The following is a 14,134-nucleotide window of genomic DNA, read 5'->3' as shown; positions in this document are numbered from 1 at the left end:
GGTTTACGATAAGCGGTGATTACAGGTTATCTGCTTCCTCTAGCTCATCTTCGAACTGCTCAGTGATGATGTTGGCTAGGGTGCCTTCTGGTAGCATATCTGCCATCTTGTTCACCAGCTGGCGTAACGCTGCAGACTCACGCTCCCAGTCAGAACAAATGACCTGATCTAGCTTCTCCAGAGCCTCTCCATCATCCAACGCACCTTCTTCTGGCTGTGCATCCTGACTGAACTGCTGGACGGTGAACCAGCCGCGGAAATCTACACCATCCTCAGGGTCATCAACGTAGTGAGCGATGTTATCGTTGAGTTCGCCTTCACGCATACCGTTTTCAATCATAAGGCGAGCCTGCTCTGAGCCCGTCTCTTGCAGCATATCCGTGTAGCGGGATACATCGACTGTCTTATCTTCTGACCACCACTTCTGAACGATCTGTGTTGCGATAACTACTTGCTTAGCCATAATTCATTCCTCTCTCACCTCTAAGTACTACTATAATGATAATAACAAAAAGATCAACAAGAATATGGCTTAACCCCTTTATTTATCAGGGTTTGGCGTTATTTTCTGGCAGAGGTTTTAGCTCACCGAAGGGGAAAATAGCACTGTGAACATCTACGTGCTTGGGTACTGCTCTGGGTGCGGGTTTAATGGATGCAGGGAAGGGTAACAGCTCACCTATCTCTAGGGCAGCGGCGCGGAAGGCTTGATTTATTTCATCCTTAGCCTGTTCAATGGGGATTCTTTTATTGGTTACTGACATTACTTTTGCCTAAAACGGGTTGTAATGCCCTTAAATTATGATAATTTCCTGATTCTTTCAATAATTTATAATAAAAATAACGGAAAGAGTGTATGCAGAGATCTTTAACTCGTTACTCCCCGCGCCAGCGGCATTAAATCAACACAGCAGACACGGGATCACTGATATACGAGGTCTTAGCGGTAGTAGGGGCCAAGACCTTGTGTATCAGCTGGTTAGGGGGAGCTTAGTCCCTAGGTGAGATATAGGCGCAATAAGCCCTGAACTAACAGGGCCTCAGCCTAAAAGCCTAGTCTACAGTACCCGCCCCATAAAACTCACCCATAGTCAGGCCGCGGCGAACCTTATTGACAGGGCAGAAAGCATATCCGTCCATCTTTGCTGACCTACCAAAGTACGCCCATTGATATTTTGGATCATTCAGATCCCCTAACGAGGGATCATTCCATTTCAAGAAGGGTACACTCTCATGTAAAGCCTTTTCTTCAGGTGTAGCAGGGCGAAACACACGATCTGTAAATTTAGAAGCTGACATATTTATTCCTCTCTCATCTCTAAGTACTATTATAATGATAATAATAAAAAGATCAACATAAATATGCCTGTAGCCCTTATTTGTAAGGGGTGGGAGGTATTTTTGGGTTATGAAAGAAGGCTCTTATCTACAGGTGGGATTAAGGATATTTGTGTTAAAAGCCTAAGGGTCGATAAGGGCTGCTTAGCAGATATTTAAATTTTGCATGCTCATGGCGATTTTTAAGGCCTCCTTAGCCATCTTACCAAGGCTAAGAACTTCGTGTGAGACCACCGCGAGCTCACGTAATGACATTAAATTAAATGTGACTGCGCATGAAGCGATGCTTTTTAGCTTATTGTAGCGGTTTAGCATCTGGAGGTGTTTACCCTCAAGATCGGAACGTTTATCTTCTGGAAGGCTCTGGATCAGGCTGTCTAGCTTGTTAAGGTGTTCTTCTACCTTACTTAGAAGGCTAGTAAACTTATCATGTGGTTTCATTTATCAATCGACCTTCCCTATGCTTTTCCCATTTTATCCATTATAACGCAAACAAGGCAAAAGCCACGCATTACTTTATTGCGACCCTAAGAATAGTCTACAGGGTTTCAGTGGTAACACAAAGAGCCCCTAGGTGGTTTAAGGCCTAGAGGCTCATAAGTAACCCGTGCTCTGGGTTAACTCAGTTCTTGCTTTAAGTTCGATGTATGGTGTTTACCTATTCTGAAGAACGCTTCTGGATTTTCGGAGGAGTAGATCTCGAAGAACCATCCTACCACCTCTTCCTTTTGGGTGACATTAAGCATCTCAAGGAATGAAGTGTACACTTCGGAGGTAGAGGCATCTGCTACTTCAAAATCGAAAACAGGGCCAAAGCCTGAATCTACTGCGCGGCTGATCAGTTCGTCCACCAGCCCTTCATCTGAAGTAATCTCTTCTTCTACAGCGCCAAGCAGGGTGTCTACTGTCTCATCAAGTGTGGAAAACGTAAGGGGACCGACGATAGACTCGTGTACAGACTGTTCGCTATCACTGGCAAATAGAGTGTAGATTAGAGTGAACATCTCTGTAGCAGCAACCGGATTGCAGTACAGGTCAATCACGTCACCTTCTTCATTCTCGAATGAGCTGGCAATGGTACCATCCTTAGTTCCTGCTTTATTGATAGCTGATACAACAAGGGATAGCGCCATCTCAACCGTCATCTCGGGGCTGCGAGTCTCAACGCCAAAAGAAGGGGCTTTGGTTGAATAGGGTAGTGCGCCGTCCACATGGATTAGTGCAACACCTTCACAGGCCTCAGGGCACTCTTTGATAAGTTCAATGCAGTACTCGCCGGTATCAGGCATTGCTTCAAGTAACTTAACAGCGTACTGGGTGTTTTCTTGTGACTGGATAGTGTTTGGCATTGCATTATTCCTCTCTCATCTCTTGGTAATTATTATAATGACAATACGTAATAAATCAATAAAAATAAGCTTAAATGCCTGTGTTTATAGGGATTGGCGGTTAAATGAATGTCAGGTGGTAATGTGGAAGGGTAGTGAAGTGTTATAGATATACAAGGTCTTACCGTTTAATGGCCCAAGACCTTGTATATCAGTAGATCGTTAGTCTGTATTTAATGATCTTGAGGTGAATCTAGGTTGCGTAATGCCTTGAGAGTGTCTGCGACTTCGACTGAGATATCATCTACAGCTTCATTGGCTTTAACCGCATTAAGGAAGATTAGCTTATCCCGCGCTTCAGTAATGGCCTTGTATGACTGACCCTTAGGGAGTGCTTGCTCCATGTTCTTAATGACTTCAAGCAGCAAGGCAGGATCGCTATCGACACTCAGCGAGTTAACCGCTTCATAGTCAGCGTTTGCCTTTAAAGTCTCAGAAGTAGGATCTAGGTAAACGGGTGGTTTGTGCTCGATACTCCAAAAGCCCTCAAATCGGACCTTTTCGCCATCACAACCCACTTTAGGTAGTTTAACAAACTCCTCACGCTCAGCCGCGCCCCCATTAATGCCGTCAGCAACTAGGAGTTGACCTGCTCCTTCAAGCGCTTCTTGGTACAGGCGAATGTCAACGTCATCGACACAAGCCCATTCTTGGAAGATTGTACGTTCAATTGATACTTGGCGTTGCATATAATTCCCTCTCTTATGGTCTCTATGCTGTGATATTTAGCTTAGTGCTAAGTGCTGTAGCTAGGGCATACGCTCAAGTGTTTTAGGGCTGTAGCCAAACGATGTTATCAGGGGTGTTAGGGCTGAACTATCTTTGAATTCAGTTAAATTATGAAATAACTCACCACGGATGAATCCGATTAGGTCTTCCTTATCACATGCGCCTGATGCAGGCCCTACAAGGAATTCTAGATCGGCATCTTCAAGAAGATTAAATAAATGATCTCCATCTTCACAATGCTCTCTAGCGGCATTACAGATGAACTCAATCAAATCACCATGGGGTACGATACTTTCAGCTGTAAGGGATTTTAGGGAGTCTTTCAGCAATTCAATTCTATGCTCAACGTTACTACGTTCAACAGAGTTATTGGGCAGATTGTCTAGAATGTCCTCTAGCTGACTAATCGCCTCTTTAGAATCTAGATGGAATTTACGAATTTGCTCTTGTAGTGTCATTGCTTTAACCCTTAGTGCGTTAGTTTGAGCTTTAAGGTCTCAGGATTATATGGCCTAAGACCTTGTGTGTCAGTGGATCTGAGGGCTACTTCTCCTCTAGGGTATCCACATCATAACCCATGGCATCCAGTACACGGATGATCAGGCTGTAATCATCGCTTTGATCCAGCAATTCACTACGAACCAGATTGGCTAGATCTTCTACATCAGGGCATTCTGGCGCATCATTAAGAAGATCAGCAAGGCCTGCGTCCTCCAGCATCTCACTAATGCCGTCAGCGTCATCATAATCAGCCTCAATAGCGCCATGGATGAATGCCACCAGCTCATCAAAGGACATTACATCAAAGGCGGTAGTGCTTGATACAGCGCGCTCCAACTCATTGAAGTTGTTTATTAGTACCAGACGCTGGCACTCTGACTCAATATTTCCGTGAGACGGCAAACAGTTAATCAGGTTCTGTAGTTCGTTTAGGTGAATTTCAGCTTCGCTCTGGAACTGCTTTAACTTATCTTGTGGATTCATCACTAAATTTCCTCTCCCTCAATCTCTTCTTATATTATAATGATTATATTTAAAAAGTAAATAAAATGTCTTTTGATTTACTAACGGACAAGACTTTCGCCGCCTACATAAAACGCCCCTATGAGGGGGCGATAAAGTCCAACATGTCCATCAATAAACGGGACTTGCTGATTGATATGTCATGCTTTTCAGCATGCTCCTTAAAAAATGCATCTGAAGAGGGGGATATAAAGCAATCAATTCCTGTTTTCCTATTGTTTAGCGCAGGGCTGTATTGATCAGAAAAACCCTTCTCCTCAGCGAGTTGGATTAGTAAGTCGATCGCATCACCTAATGAACCTGACTCTTGAGAATCTCTAAGTGCAGTCAATTGCTGACGGTAGCGATCGAATATTTGCGCTTCTAAACGAATAGCCTTAGAGGCTTGCGCCTTTTTCGAACAAAATGGCATAGGGTACTCCTTACCTTAGATGAGGGACTAGGGTGATATGCACCCTAGGAACGTGTTACGGCGAGGCTATTAAAGATCGTCGTAATACCAACCATCATCTTCAGTAAAGCCAAACTCGAAATCTGGCATTAAGTGTCGCAAGAACTCAGTAATGTCCGCAACATCTTTAGTGGCAGGACTAGGGATCAACTCGTCAAGGAGGGATCGAACATCTCCAGACTCTTGCGAGCGAATCGACTCTAAAAACTCTTGATTGCGCACAATCGTTTCAAATGACGGAGAAGAAGCATCCATCGCAGCCTTCAAGGGCTCAATGCTTGAATACCCATCTAGCTCTGCAAATGCTTTAAGTAGCTTATTGCCGCCAACAGAAGAGTAACCCAGCTCTCTGAGCTTATCGGAATACGCGTGAAAGCGATTAGAAAGAGCAGTAAACGAAGTAAAACCAGAAATAAGGTATGACATACAAAATCCTCTTAAAGTCGTCAGTGCAAGCTCTCTTCATTACCCAAAACGACAAGGAGTCTGTACGTTTTGAATGGGTGTTAACTGATGATTTGCGTAAAGCCTTGAAGAGCACAGGTTATCAACCTTTCCATAGCTGGTTAACGGGATGGTAACGCAGCCTTGACTGGATATGTATTATTATAATTAAAATTAAGCAAATTGCAACAATGGAATGGATTTCGATATGATTTATTTAGTAAGGGGAGTGAGGGAAGGCTAGGATCGTCTATGCAAGCTTAACGCAAAGACGATCCCTTGCAGTGTATATCAGGCCGTAGGGAATGATTGGCTTTCGATGCGGTAGAACGAGTCAGGGTTGTCCTCTCGATACACATCAAAATACCACTGCACCGCGCTCTCCATCTGGTCTGTGGGCAAAGTAGATAGGAACTCACCAAGTTCCTCTTGCGCCTTATCGTAGGTGTTAGAGTCGTCTATAACGATGTGTGATACATCTACTCCATGGCTTTCTTGATCATCAATAAATGATTCAAGGTGGTCGCAGATATTTGGCTTAACGACCTCAAGCATAGCCCTGACAGCCTCACCATGTGTCTTGTGGATGGTTGGGCCCTTCAGCTTACTTTCAACCGTGGTTAAGTCATCATCCCACGCCATAAGAAGGTAAACTAAGGTGTAAAACGTATTATTTGCTTCTTGCATAACTAATTCCTCTCTCAAAACAAGGCAAGGCAAGACCTTGAGGGCTCAGTGCTTGGGGGCTTCAAGGTCCGCTCGATAAGATGCTTGACGGGATGCTAGTCCCTATTGCAGTGGCTGACCTGTCACGGAAACGTTCGTCTTAAAGATGCCGAAGATGTTGGAGTAATCACGATCATCTTCGTCAGCATTCAAAGGAATGTCTGAACCCTCACACTTACCGCCACTGGTCATTGACCATTCCATTTCATCAAGGGCTTTGCGTGCCACTTGGAAGAACGGCAGATTGTGGGCTTCCGCTACTGCATTGGGGCCTTCTGGGATTTTCCAGCTGATTCTCTCCTGTGCAACATCAAGCTCCATAATGGCGTCATTAAATTCTATATGCACAAAGTCATTAGGCAGCTTAATTAACCAGAGATCTTCTTCATCAGGCAAGCTTGGTGGTAGGGCAAAATTCCCGAAGATGCTCTCACTTAGCATATCAAAGGCAAAATCATTTCCTGCTTCCAAATCAATCAGGCGGCGCATTTCCTCACAGACGACAGCAGTCCACTCAACATTTATATTGCCCTTATGCTTGAGTAGGGAATTCCTTACTGCTTCTTGGGTTTTCTTAAAAAGCGTATTTAGGTACGCATTGTATGCGCCTACAATCTGTTCCAATAAAGGTGCAGTTTCGCCACGCGGAAGGATGTACTCAGCTTGCTCTTTTTGCATATTTTCCATGGGTATTTCCTCTCTCATCTCTTAGTGCTTATTATAATGAAAAACAGGAAAGAGGCAATATGAAAGTGTCTTTAATGACGATATTTTGGCTTAAAGATTGGATCTTAGCTTTTATCGGTTATAGCTAAATAGGCTGGGTAATACCCAACAAAAAACCACCCGAAGGTGGCTTGTAAGTTGGAATGCAAGTGCTTGGCTAAGCGACGCCTAGAATCTCTGCGATCTGCATCATCTGGTTAACGGAGATAGGGCGACACTTTTCGGCGTCATAATCGCTGTAATTGTTAAGAAGCCCCTTAACAAATTCATTGTAAGCGTCAAGAAATTCATCCTCTAAAGGCATGATCTCGTCTATACAATAACCGTCTTCAAATTTAGCGATTATGGCACTGACCAATACTGAATCAAGCTTAGAAGCAGAGCAGCTTAAAATAAGCGCCTGATCCAGCACTCGGATTTTAATCGTTATGTCGTCCCAACACTCACGGGAACTCAAGCTAAATTCCGAAGAGCAGGCTCCCGCGATACTAATGAATTCAACATTTCCGTCCAGAAGCGCACAATAACGAGCATAGCAATTCGACCCATCCCCATACTCGGCAATAAACTTTTTTCGGGGCATGCGCTCGACAGGGAGGCCTTTAAAGAAATCCACCAGCATTTCCTGAAGTGGATGCTGATTTGGCTCTTGAAGCCCGACCTGCTTCGAATAATCACACATAGCAGACATCTTAGCTACAACAGCATTTTCGATCGCTTGAATAGTTTTAGTTGCAGTCATAATAAGGCCCTCTCTCATCTCAAACTTACTGATATATATTATAATGATTTTAACATAAAGAACAACTGCTAATATTGGAAGTGGCTTTTCTATACCAAAGACCTTGAAGATCGAAACACTTGAACTCCAAGGGCTTTGGGCGCTGACCTTAGCCTAGCAACTCAAGCACTTGATCAATATTGAATGTGTAACCGTCCTTACCAACACACAGATCGTTCTCGCTGTAATCTTGGCATTGCTGAAGCGCAGCACGCAGCATTAGCTTAATTTCCTTTTGAGTCTCAAGCTCTTGCTTAACCTGCTCCAAGTGACGGCTAAGAGCTGCCTTGGTACTCATTTCAGGCGTGCCACTGGTGTAATGATTCACGCTTTCCAGATCAATAGAAGACCAGTGCTCCAGATCGCCTACATAGGCAGACAGGTGACTGTAGCCTTCAATGCTAAGTGTGTTATTGAAAGCAGTAACGGTATTTAGATTAACTTTAGGCATGGTGATTTCCTCTCTCATCTCTTAATACTTATTATAAGGATTATTAAAGTAAAAGCAAGCAAATAAGAGAGTTAAATGAAGCTATAAATACAAAGGACCCTGAGGATCGAAACTCTTGATCTCCAAGGTCCAAGCGGTCTGAGCAAGGGTGTTTAACTGGCGCTAGCGATCAATTCAGCGTTAGTTTTGCCCACCAGCACAGTCTCTGTTTGCCAGCAACGTCGAGGTTTCCAGTCCTTGCAACGGTTTGTTGTTACCTGAGAAAGCGTTTCTACGCGCTTAGTACACATAACCATCTTGGCATTAGCGTATCGGCAGTGGTTGCAAGCAAGATTCTCGCTCATACATCCTTCGGATGGACTAATAAACAGGGTTGTGGTCTTTTAACGGGTTGATACGGGCTGGATACTAGGCTCCATTACCTCGTAGCACTGCGTATGACTCATAATAGAGAAATACACGATCGGGCCTACAAATCCCATCAGTGTGATAGGGGAGGTTACAATCAGGTAATCAATACTCAGAATCTCTTTCTGGGTGGTACCAATGATCTGACCTACTGCAGCAAACCATGTAAAGGCAATAATAGCGCCTAGTGCAGAGCAGGCCAGTTCATAATAAAAGGTTTTCGATAGCTTAGGCATCAGGGTGTTATCTCTCCATGTATAACGGGTTATTGGTGTTTGCGTCAGTGCCAGAAGTAGTAATCATCGCCATCAGGCACGCAGATTCTCACTTTGCCGAACTGGATATACCAATTCAGGCCTTCACGCTCTGCATCAGCGATCTGCTCCTCAATATCATCATGCATATCAATCAGATCAAACTCAGCCTGATACACCTTAGTGATAACATTAGGTGTTGCAGTACCTAACGGGAAGATGCCCTTACCGTCCTCTAGGGTGATGCAGCGAGGATGGCCATTATCGTCTTTAAGCCAGTACGTGCCCTGCTCAGAGCGTGTTACGGCGTAAACCTTACGCTCGCTGAACATTGCAGAGGCAGGGTGATTGTTAGAGCGGCAAAGTACGGAAACTGTTTTCATGAACACACCCTCAATTAGGCAGCATTAAGCGCTAAAAGTAAGTAAGAAAGACTCAGTGTCAGCCATACTGGCGCAGTCACAAGTAGAGCGCACAAACCGAATCTCAAAGGTTCACAAGTACTGATCTTAGAAGTAATTGCATTAATCATAGTAAAGCCCTCTCTCATCTCTTAATATTTATTATAATGATTATAATATAAAACACAAGAGATTTATGGTGCAATTATCATCCAAGGCATCACTAAATCCAGCTATCAGATGGAGCACGGAGCTTAATAGTAGGGTATTGATAATAAAGTGTGACCTTAAAGATAATACTGCCTGATCTTTAAGGTCTACAAGGTCCACTCAAGGGTAGAGTGAAGTAAAGAACGCGCCACATTAGCATGTGGCGCGGAAGAAAGTAGGCTCCCATATAGGCTGTGGTTTAACGGCCTTATGATCTTCTACCCACTGCTTGAACTCATCCAGCGCAGGCTTGTTTGCACACTCGGCAGGGCATGTGGCCTTACCGCAATTCTTAGCCTGACAGCTCAGGGGGTACTGGCGTGTTTCCATTTCCATGGTGCAAACCTCCGCAATCGGCTTAATGTAGCTCTTTAAACAGGTAGCTTAAATTAAAGTGACCTTTCGACTTAAAAGCGATCATTCATCGACTTTTAATTAGAGCAACTTTGTCTGCTACAAACTTTAAGAAATCAGATTCATTTTCAAATGCGTTGCGATGTATATTGCACCCGCCCGAACGAATCTTTCCTTCTTGTGTGATATAAACTTCGCCAAAATAGTCATAGTGCATGTTTCCACCACTGACTGACTTAACATGGATGGCAGGGCAAGGAAAGTGCGCCTTATCCGTATGCATGATCACTTTAAACCCATAATCCTCTAAGCTCTTCATAGAAGCCATCAAAGGCTGTAAAGCGGCCATCTCTTTATTAAACCGAGCGTCTTGGTCGTTTCTCTGACGCTGGTTTTCAGCTTGCTTCTGAGCGATGCTTGTATCAATCATCTTTGCTAAATCATTCATTTTAATTTCCTCTCATCTCTTAATGCTTATTATAATGATTTTTATTAAATAAGCAATATAAATCTACCACTTTTTACGTTGTATCTATAGGTTTGATGATTAATGAGCATCGGTGTTCAGGGAGGGATTTGACAAGTCATAGTCGGATAATTAATGTTACATAAAATAATAAAAATAATCTATGGTGGAAACTATGCTTAAAAAGCACCTTTTAGGTGGCGCTATTGTTGCGGCACTGTCCCTATCTGCGCATGCAGAGTTCGAATATCGTGTTCCTATGGGAATGGATTTTGATGTTTCATCCGCTTTGGAGAGTGCTCCACAAGATTTAAACTCTATTAGTTGCGCTGATTCACACTGTTATGCGTTGAAGGGCGGTACGATCTGGTCGGTAGGGTCCAACGCTTATGGCGAGTTAGGGCGCGAGGGTACAACATCGCAATATACGTGGGGTAATACCGGTCAGCCTGCAGATAGTGTAGTTGCGGGAAATAACTATGGCTATGCACTTCATAACGGGACGGTGTGGTCAGTAGGGTCCAACACCTATGGCATGGCAGGTCGAAGTGGTGACCTGACTGTTTGGGGTGATACGGGTCAGCCTGCAACGGCTATTGCTGCGGGGGATCATCATGGATATGCTCTTCACAATGGTACCATCTGGTCGGTAGGGCGAAATACCAAAGGGCAATTAGGGCGCGCTGGGACAACGACTCAAACCACATGGGGTGATACCGGACAACCAGCGAGTAGTATTGCGGCTGGGTATCAGCATGGTTATGCGTTACATAACGGTACCATCTGGTCGGTTGGATACAACCATGCAGGGCAGCTAGGCCTATCGGACCTTTCAGATCGGCAAGCGTGGGTCAATACAGGACAACCCGCGACAGCAATCACATCAGGTTCGAATTTTGGCTACGCACTTTTTAGCGGGACGGTTTGGTCGGTAGGCTTCAATGGCTCCGGTCAATTGGGTCGTGGGGGTACAGCGAATCAATCTTCATGGGGTGATACCGGTCAACCTGCTAGTAGCATCAATGGTGGTAGTGCGCACGGTTACGCGTTGCACAACGGAACGGTGTGGTCGATAGGGCGCAATGTAAAAGGCCAGCTTGGACGTGCAGGAACGACTGATCAATCCTCATGGGGTGATACTGGACAACTTGCGGACAGTATTGTTGCTGCTGGTCAGTATGGCTATATCACCAATGGCAGTGAAACCTTATCTGTTGGGCATAATAGTAATGGTCAGTTGGGGTTTGGTGACACGGCAGATAGAGGTAACTTTACCGCTGTGACCATCTCTGAGTGATGACATGCTTCGCTCAAGATTAAGGGTGGTGAACGAAACCACCCTTAACCCTATACGCGCTTAGACTGCTGAAGTAAGGAGCATGTCCTTAGCATAACTTGCTATCTTGCTCTGGTGTTCCAATTTCGAATTGCTTCATGCTTGGCGCGCTCAATAAACTCTTCACCATGTCGGCAATCAGTGAATTTATCAGACATGCGTTCTTCGATGGTCATCAGGTCTTTAATCTGTACTGTAGAAAGCGCCATCCCGCAGTCGCATTCAATTTCGTACTGGGAGTTATCGCCATCCGGCAGCTCCGGTACCTCTCCGCAGAATGGACAAGGCAGCAAGCCATCCTTATTTACCGTCCCTTCTCCGGTTAGCTTAAAATTAAGACTACCATGAAATATCAGCTCAATATCTCGCGATCCGAATCCTGTATCTGACGGTAAGTTATTGATCTCGGTGAAGGTACCAAAACATCGCGCGTCTGCGTCATCTTCACCGGTCGAGACATCAACACTGCAGGTGGTAGTTAAGCCGCTTTCTCTGACCTTATCCATGGCCTGCTTGAATAGCCTAACCGCTTCCTCTTGCTCTTCTGTCATTGCAGTACTCCCAGTAGGGTAAAGTTGATTTGGAGTGCCAGACTCTAAGCAATTTCAAGAAGCTCATCAAAAAGCTTTTTGTGCTTATGAGGTTTGCCGTAAAAGTCCTCAAAGTCATCAAGGACCTCTTTTAGAGATCCAAGAATCTCTGGGCGAAGCGCTTTAACTTTATTGATAGATTCTGCAGTTAGGGGTAACTCAAGAAATTCAACAAAATCATGATTGTCACGGAAGTAATCCTTAGCAGGGGCAACATAGTGATCAGTTGGAATAATCCGCAATGGTATGCGATCCCATCCATCCTTTGAGCCAAGCAGAACGATATCGTTTCGACGCTTACTCTCTAATCTTCGATCTTTAGGCATCTCTTACCTCCAATATTAAATTTTGAAACGGATAGATCTAAATAGTTTTACTACTGCAACCATACATGACATCTAATAAGGGATGCGGTAACGGCAGGATTTATCCTCTGAATTACTAAAATCAGCGGATTTGTTAAGTTCAGAGTCACCACGAATACAGCCTTTGCATTCACGGACGCAACCCGCTAGACCTGTGGATGAGCCATTGATAATGGCTGTAAATTTAGAGATAACCTTATTGCCTTTTGGTTCAATCATGAAGCACACCCCGCGGATATTAAAATTTGCTTAAGCATTATCTTAGTTGATTAGCAGGGGTAGGAATCACCCTTCTGAATGATGAATTGGCGCATCAGACCGTCTCTGCACAACGCTACGGCGTTATTAAGTTCATCCCAACCCAATGCCAGCACTTTAACTGTTTGGCCTTCAAGGCGCTTAGATTCCTTACGAATCTCTTTGCAGTTAAGCTCACGGATTTCAGCCAGCGGCAGAGCTTTGCTGCTCACACTGATGTGAGTAACACCATTACCGGCACTGTCCGAAATAAACTGACGAATAAGCTTCTGTTTTTGAATACGTGTTAGCATGACAATTCCCTCTCTCATTTATACTATTAATTATAATGATAATAATAAACAAAGCAAGAATAAAAGTGGCGGCAGGCAAGTTTATTTCAACCGACCCACCAGCGAGAGTTATTTCGGGCTTATCAGCGATAGTTGTATTAAAGATGGGGCCTAGGCGTTATTAGGTCTCTTTCTCCAAGGTATTAATGCTGTACCCGAAGTGACCTAAGATACTGGCGATAAAGCAGCTTTCATCCAATGCAAGAAGCTCTGTGCGCACCTCACTGATCGCATCATGTATGTCCCCGTTGGTGAAGTTATCCATGAGGAAATCGCAACTACATTCCTCCAGATGACTGAGTAGGTTAGAGGGGGTTTGGCACTCAGTTGAGAGGATGCTGCAGGTAAACTGCACCAGTTCTAAATGTGGCAAAATGTCAAAGGCACTGGCATTTTTTAGGCTATTCCTTACCTGCATTAAGTCTTTGAATATCAAATTACGCTGATGTGTATCTTTAGGAGCAGCTAGATTTTCAAACGTACATTCTAAGGCGTAGAGGTGACGCTCAGTCTCGCTGTGAAACATTTTGATATGATCTTGTAGTGACATAATCCATTCCCTTCTATAATTCTTTTGCTGTTCCTGCACATATATGTGCGTAGTTTAAAACCTTGGAACGCGATAGTTAAGGGCTTTAATCTCTTAAGGTATTTAAGCGTTCATAGGACCGGTCATAAGCGTTCGCTCAAACCCGTAGAAAACGCCACGATCACGCATAATGGTGTTGTATAGCTGCCGTGCGGGTCCCTCGCTAGGGATCTGGCTTGGGTCAACTTCAACAAAGGCATCAAGGTCATCAAATTCCATCAGCATTTCAACGCCGTCAACCAAGATAGAGCAGGGGTGCTTTTCGAGCGCAACATCAGTAATGGCATTATTTGCAAACAGAAAAACGAGGTAGCTGAGACCCAAAAAAAACAGCTAGAGAGACTAGGGACACTTCGAAAACACCCATTAGCACCATCAAAAACAAGGCAAAGCCGATAATCTCCAAGAGAATTTTTTTGATTTTCGTCTACAAATTTACTCTGAGTCTTTAGTAACTCTTGCAGCTCTAATACCTCTCACCGTTTCAGGTATGACCCATTCCTTATTAATACCG

27 protein-coding genes are annotated in these 14,134 nt (G+C 44.2%); 2 read left to right on the top strand and 25 right to left on the bottom strand.

Going from position 1 to position 14,134, the window contains the following annotated elements; translation table 11 throughout:
• Positions 1-19 precede the first annotated feature (19 nt).
• The 10 genes from ACMXYT_RS22075 to ACMXYT_RS22030 all read right to left on the bottom strand — a co-directional run bounded on the left by ACMXYT_RS22075 (position 20) and on the right by ACMXYT_RS22030 (position 5,355).
• Positions 20-463 (bottom strand): hypothetical protein, encoded by a 444-nt coding sequence (locus ACMXYT_RS22075; protein WP_415912569.1) that lies wholly within the window; start codon positions 461-463, stop codon positions 20-22.
• An 85-nt stretch (positions 464-548) separates the two neighbouring features.
• A complete protein-coding gene (locus ACMXYT_RS22070) occupies positions 549-764 on the bottom strand; it encodes a hypothetical protein (RefSeq protein WP_415912568.1) in 216 nt (71 codons plus the stop codon).
• Between the two features lie 289 nt (positions 765-1,053).
• Positions 1,054-1,299 carry a hypothetical protein gene (locus ACMXYT_RS22065; protein WP_415912567.1) on the bottom strand — a complete coding sequence of 82 codons (246 nt, stop codon included), beginning with the start codon at positions 1,297-1,299 and terminating at the stop codon, positions 1,054-1,056.
• 183 nt (positions 1,300-1,482) lie between these two features.
• A complete protein-coding gene (locus ACMXYT_RS22060; protein ID WP_415912566.1) occupies positions 1,483-1,779 on the bottom strand; it encodes a hypothetical protein in 297 nt (98 codons plus the stop codon).
• A gap of 176 nt (positions 1,780-1,955) precedes the next feature.
• Positions 1,956-2,687 (bottom strand): hypothetical protein, encoded by a 732-nt coding sequence (locus ACMXYT_RS22055; RefSeq protein ID WP_415912565.1) that lies wholly within the window; start codon positions 2,685-2,687, stop codon positions 1,956-1,958.
• Positions 2,688-2,899: 212 nt separating this feature from the next.
• Complete coding sequence (locus ACMXYT_RS22050; protein ID WP_415912564.1) at positions 2,900-3,415, bottom strand: hypothetical protein; 516 nt, start codon at positions 3,413-3,415, stop codon at positions 2,900-2,902.
• Positions 3,416-3,475: 60 nt separating this feature from the next.
• Positions 3,476-3,913: a hypothetical protein gene (locus ACMXYT_RS22045; RefSeq protein WP_415912563.1), complete on the bottom strand. Its 438-nt coding sequence runs from the start codon at positions 3,911-3,913 to the stop codon at positions 3,476-3,478.
• 85 nt (positions 3,914-3,998) lie between these two features.
• Positions 3,999-4,439: a hypothetical protein gene (locus tag ACMXYT_RS22040; protein ID WP_415912562.1), complete on the bottom strand. Its 441-nt coding sequence runs from the start codon at positions 4,437-4,439 to the stop codon at positions 3,999-4,001.
• A 118-nt stretch (positions 4,440-4,557) separates the two neighbouring features.
• Positions 4,558-4,890: a hypothetical protein gene (locus tag ACMXYT_RS22035; protein ID WP_415912561.1), complete on the bottom strand. Its 333-nt coding sequence runs from the start codon at positions 4,888-4,890 to the stop codon at positions 4,558-4,560.
• Positions 4,891-4,959: 69 nt separating this feature from the next.
• Positions 4,960-5,355, bottom strand: a complete 396-nt coding sequence (locus tag ACMXYT_RS22030; protein WP_415912560.1) for a hypothetical protein — start codon at positions 5,353-5,355, stop codon at positions 4,960-4,962.
• On the opposite strand from ACMXYT_RS22030, the gene ACMXYT_RS22025 reads away from it, so the two are divergent.
• Positions 5,349-5,510, top strand: a complete 162-nt coding sequence (locus ACMXYT_RS22025) for a hypothetical protein (RefSeq protein WP_415912559.1) — start codon at positions 5,349-5,351, stop codon at positions 5,508-5,510. The genes ACMXYT_RS22030 and ACMXYT_RS22025 overlap by 7 nt on opposite strands.
• Positions 5,511-5,664: 154 nt before the next feature.
• Here the strand turns inward: ACMXYT_RS22025 and ACMXYT_RS22020 are convergent, their stop codons facing one another.
• The 9 genes from ACMXYT_RS22020 to ACMXYT_RS21980 form a co-directional block, all read right to left on the bottom strand.
• A complete protein-coding gene (locus ACMXYT_RS22020; protein WP_415912558.1) occupies positions 5,665-6,060 on the bottom strand; it encodes a hypothetical protein in 396 nt (131 codons plus the stop codon).
• 102 nt (positions 6,061-6,162) lie between these two features.
• Entirely contained in the window at positions 6,163-6,786 is a 624-nt protein-coding gene (locus ACMXYT_RS22015) for a hypothetical protein (protein ID WP_415912557.1), read from the bottom strand.
• A gap of 196 nt (positions 6,787-6,982) precedes the next feature.
• Positions 6,983-7,567 carry a hypothetical protein gene (locus tag ACMXYT_RS22010; RefSeq protein ID WP_415912556.1) on the bottom strand — a complete coding sequence of 195 codons (585 nt, stop codon included), beginning with the start codon at positions 7,565-7,567 and terminating at the stop codon, positions 6,983-6,985.
• A gap of 148 nt (positions 7,568-7,715) precedes the next feature.
• Complete coding sequence (locus tag ACMXYT_RS22005; RefSeq protein ID WP_415912555.1) at positions 7,716-8,057, bottom strand: hypothetical protein; 342 nt, start codon at positions 8,055-8,057, stop codon at positions 7,716-7,718.
• 152 nt (positions 8,058-8,209) lie between these two features.
• Entirely contained in the window at positions 8,210-8,401 is a 192-nt protein-coding gene (locus ACMXYT_RS22000; RefSeq protein ID WP_415912554.1) for a hypothetical protein, read from the bottom strand.
• A gap of 39 nt (positions 8,402-8,440) precedes the next feature.
• Positions 8,441-8,701, bottom strand: coding sequence for a hypothetical protein (locus ACMXYT_RS21995; protein WP_415912553.1), 261 nt, complete (start codon positions 8,699-8,701; stop codon positions 8,441-8,443).
• Between the two features lie 44 nt (positions 8,702-8,745).
• Positions 8,746-9,102: a hypothetical protein gene (locus ACMXYT_RS21990; protein WP_415912552.1), complete on the bottom strand. Its 357-nt coding sequence runs from the start codon at positions 9,100-9,102 to the stop codon at positions 8,746-8,748.
• 381 nt (positions 9,103-9,483) lie between these two features.
• A complete protein-coding gene (locus ACMXYT_RS21985; protein ID WP_415912551.1) occupies positions 9,484-9,666 on the bottom strand; it encodes a hypothetical protein in 183 nt (60 codons plus the stop codon).
• Positions 9,667-9,751: 85 nt separating this feature from the next.
• Positions 9,752-10,132 carry a hypothetical protein gene (locus ACMXYT_RS21980; protein ID WP_415912550.1) on the bottom strand — a complete coding sequence of 127 codons (381 nt, stop codon included), beginning with the start codon at positions 10,130-10,132 and terminating at the stop codon, positions 9,752-9,754.
• A gap of 193 nt (positions 10,133-10,325) precedes the next feature.
• Here ACMXYT_RS21980 and ACMXYT_RS21975 point away from each other — a divergent pair, with 193 nt between their 5' ends.
• A complete protein-coding gene (locus ACMXYT_RS21975) occupies positions 10,326-11,447 on the top strand; it encodes an RCC1 domain-containing protein (RefSeq protein WP_415912549.1) in 1,122 nt (373 codons plus the stop codon).
• Positions 11,448-11,548: 101 nt separating this feature from the next.
• Here the strand turns inward: ACMXYT_RS21975 and ACMXYT_RS21970 are convergent, their stop codons facing one another.
• The 6 genes from ACMXYT_RS21970 to ACMXYT_RS21945 form a co-directional block, all read right to left on the bottom strand.
• The gene (locus ACMXYT_RS21970) at positions 11,549-12,037 is read right to left on the bottom strand and encodes a Lar family restriction alleviation protein (protein ID WP_415912548.1); all 489 of its coding nucleotides are present in this window, start codon (positions 12,035-12,037) and stop codon (positions 11,549-11,551) included.
• Between the two features lie 44 nt (positions 12,038-12,081).
• Complete coding sequence (locus ACMXYT_RS21965; protein ID WP_415912547.1) at positions 12,082-12,402, bottom strand: hypothetical protein; 321 nt, start codon at positions 12,400-12,402, stop codon at positions 12,082-12,084.
• Positions 12,403-12,474: 72 nt separating this feature from the next.
• Positions 12,475-12,660, bottom strand: coding sequence for a hypothetical protein (locus ACMXYT_RS21960; protein ID WP_415912546.1), 186 nt, complete (start codon positions 12,658-12,660; stop codon positions 12,475-12,477).
• A 50-nt stretch (positions 12,661-12,710) separates the two neighbouring features.
• On the bottom strand, positions 12,711-12,992 hold the full coding sequence (locus ACMXYT_RS21955) for a hypothetical protein (protein WP_415912545.1): 282 nt from the start codon (positions 12,990-12,992) through the stop codon (positions 12,711-12,713).
• A gap of 160 nt (positions 12,993-13,152) precedes the next feature.
• Positions 13,153-13,581 carry a hypothetical protein gene (locus ACMXYT_RS21950; RefSeq protein ID WP_415912544.1) on the bottom strand — a complete coding sequence of 143 codons (429 nt, stop codon included), beginning with the start codon at positions 13,579-13,581 and terminating at the stop codon, positions 13,153-13,155.
• 102 nt (positions 13,582-13,683) lie between these two features.
• A complete protein-coding gene (locus ACMXYT_RS21945) occupies positions 13,684-13,944 on the bottom strand; it encodes a hypothetical protein (RefSeq protein ID WP_415912543.1) in 261 nt (86 codons plus the stop codon).
• Between the last annotated feature and the right edge of the window lie 190 nt (positions 13,945-14,134).

Source organism: Neptuniibacter sp. QD37_11, from assembly GCF_047778105.1.
Taxonomy (GTDB): domain Bacteria; phylum Pseudomonadota; class Gammaproteobacteria; order Pseudomonadales; family Balneatricaceae; genus Neptuniibacter.
This window is presented reverse-complemented; position numbering and strand designations above follow the sequence as displayed.

What these genes read in the sequence shown, in the direction of transcription:
- ACMXYT_RS22075 (WP_415912569.1), bottom strand. Translation starts at nt 463, where the DNA reads ATGGCTAAGCAAGTAGTTATCGCAACACAGATCGTTCAGAAGTGGTGG.
- ACMXYT_RS22070 (WP_415912568.1), bottom strand. Translation starts at nt 764, where the DNA reads ATGTCAGTAACCAATAAAAGAATCCCCATTGAACAGGCTAAGGATGAA.
- ACMXYT_RS22065 (WP_415912567.1), bottom strand. Translation starts at nt 1,299, where the DNA reads ATGTCAGCTTCTAAATTTACAGATCGTGTGTTTCGCCCTGCTACACCT.
- ACMXYT_RS22060 (WP_415912566.1), bottom strand. Translation starts at nt 1,779, where the DNA reads ATGAAACCACATGATAAGTTTACTAGCCTTCTAAGTAAGGTAGAAGAA.
- ACMXYT_RS22055 (WP_415912565.1), bottom strand. Translation starts at nt 2,687, where the DNA reads ATGCCAAACACTATCCAGTCACAAGAAAACACCCAGTACGCTGTTAAG.
- ACMXYT_RS22050 (WP_415912564.1), bottom strand. Translation starts at nt 3,415, where the DNA reads ATGCAACGCCAAGTATCAATTGAACGTACAATCTTCCAAGAATGGGCT.
- ACMXYT_RS22045 (WP_415912563.1), bottom strand. Translation starts at nt 3,913, where the DNA reads ATGACACTACAAGAGCAAATTCGTAAATTCCATCTAGATTCTAAAGAG.
- ACMXYT_RS22040 (WP_415912562.1), bottom strand. Translation starts at nt 4,439, where the DNA reads ATGAATCCACAAGATAAGTTAAAGCAGTTCCAGAGCGAAGCTGAAATT.
- ACMXYT_RS22035 (WP_415912561.1), bottom strand. Translation starts at nt 4,890, where the DNA reads ATGCCATTTTGTTCGAAAAAGGCGCAAGCCTCTAAGGCTATTCGTTTA.
- ACMXYT_RS22025 (WP_415912559.1), top strand. Translation starts at nt 5,349, where the DNA reads ATGACATACAAAATCCTCTTAAAGTCGTCAGTGCAAGCTCTCTTCATT.
- ACMXYT_RS22030 (WP_415912560.1), bottom strand. Translation starts at nt 5,355, where the DNA reads ATGTCATACCTTATTTCTGGTTTTACTTCGTTTACTGCTCTTTCTAAT.
- ACMXYT_RS22020 (WP_415912558.1), bottom strand. Translation starts at nt 6,060, where the DNA reads ATGCAAGAAGCAAATAATACGTTTTACACCTTAGTTTACCTTCTTATG.
- ACMXYT_RS22015 (WP_415912557.1), bottom strand. Translation starts at nt 6,786, where the DNA reads ATGGAAAATATGCAAAAAGAGCAAGCTGAGTACATCCTTCCGCGTGGC.
- ACMXYT_RS22010 (WP_415912556.1), bottom strand. Translation starts at nt 7,567, where the DNA reads ATGACTGCAACTAAAACTATTCAAGCGATCGAAAATGCTGTTGTAGCT.
- ACMXYT_RS22005 (WP_415912555.1), bottom strand. Translation starts at nt 8,057, where the DNA reads ATGCCTAAAGTTAATCTAAATACCGTTACTGCTTTCAATAACACACTT.
- ACMXYT_RS22000 (WP_415912554.1), bottom strand. Translation starts at nt 8,401, where the DNA reads ATGAGCGAGAATCTTGCTTGCAACCACTGCCGATACGCTAATGCCAAG.
- ACMXYT_RS21995 (WP_415912553.1), bottom strand. Translation starts at nt 8,701, where the DNA reads ATGCCTAAGCTATCGAAAACCTTTTATTATGAACTGGCCTGCTCTGCA.
- ACMXYT_RS21990 (WP_415912552.1), bottom strand. Translation starts at nt 9,102, where the DNA reads ATGAAAACAGTTTCCGTACTTTGCCGCTCTAACAATCACCCTGCCTCT.
- ACMXYT_RS21985 (WP_415912551.1), bottom strand. Translation starts at nt 9,666, where the DNA reads ATGGAAATGGAAACACGCCAGTACCCCCTGAGCTGTCAGGCTAAGAAT.
- ACMXYT_RS21980 (WP_415912550.1), bottom strand. Translation starts at nt 10,132, where the DNA reads ATGAATGATTTAGCAAAGATGATTGATACAAGCATCGCTCAGAAGCAA.
- ACMXYT_RS21975 (WP_415912549.1), top strand. Translation starts at nt 10,326, where the DNA reads ATGCTTAAAAAGCACCTTTTAGGTGGCGCTATTGTTGCGGCACTGTCC.
- ACMXYT_RS21970 (WP_415912548.1), bottom strand. Translation starts at nt 12,037, where the DNA reads ATGACAGAAGAGCAAGAGGAAGCGGTTAGGCTATTCAAGCAGGCCATG.
- ACMXYT_RS21965 (WP_415912547.1), bottom strand. Translation starts at nt 12,402, where the DNA reads ATGCCTAAAGATCGAAGATTAGAGAGTAAGCGTCGAAACGATATCGTT.
- ACMXYT_RS21960 (WP_415912546.1), bottom strand. Translation starts at nt 12,660, where the DNA reads ATGATTGAACCAAAAGGCAATAAGGTTATCTCTAAATTTACAGCCATT.
- ACMXYT_RS21955 (WP_415912545.1), bottom strand. Translation starts at nt 12,992, where the DNA reads ATGCTAACACGTATTCAAAAACAGAAGCTTATTCGTCAGTTTATTTCG.
- ACMXYT_RS21950 (WP_415912544.1), bottom strand. Translation starts at nt 13,581, where the DNA reads ATGTCACTACAAGATCATATCAAAATGTTTCACAGCGAGACTGAGCGT.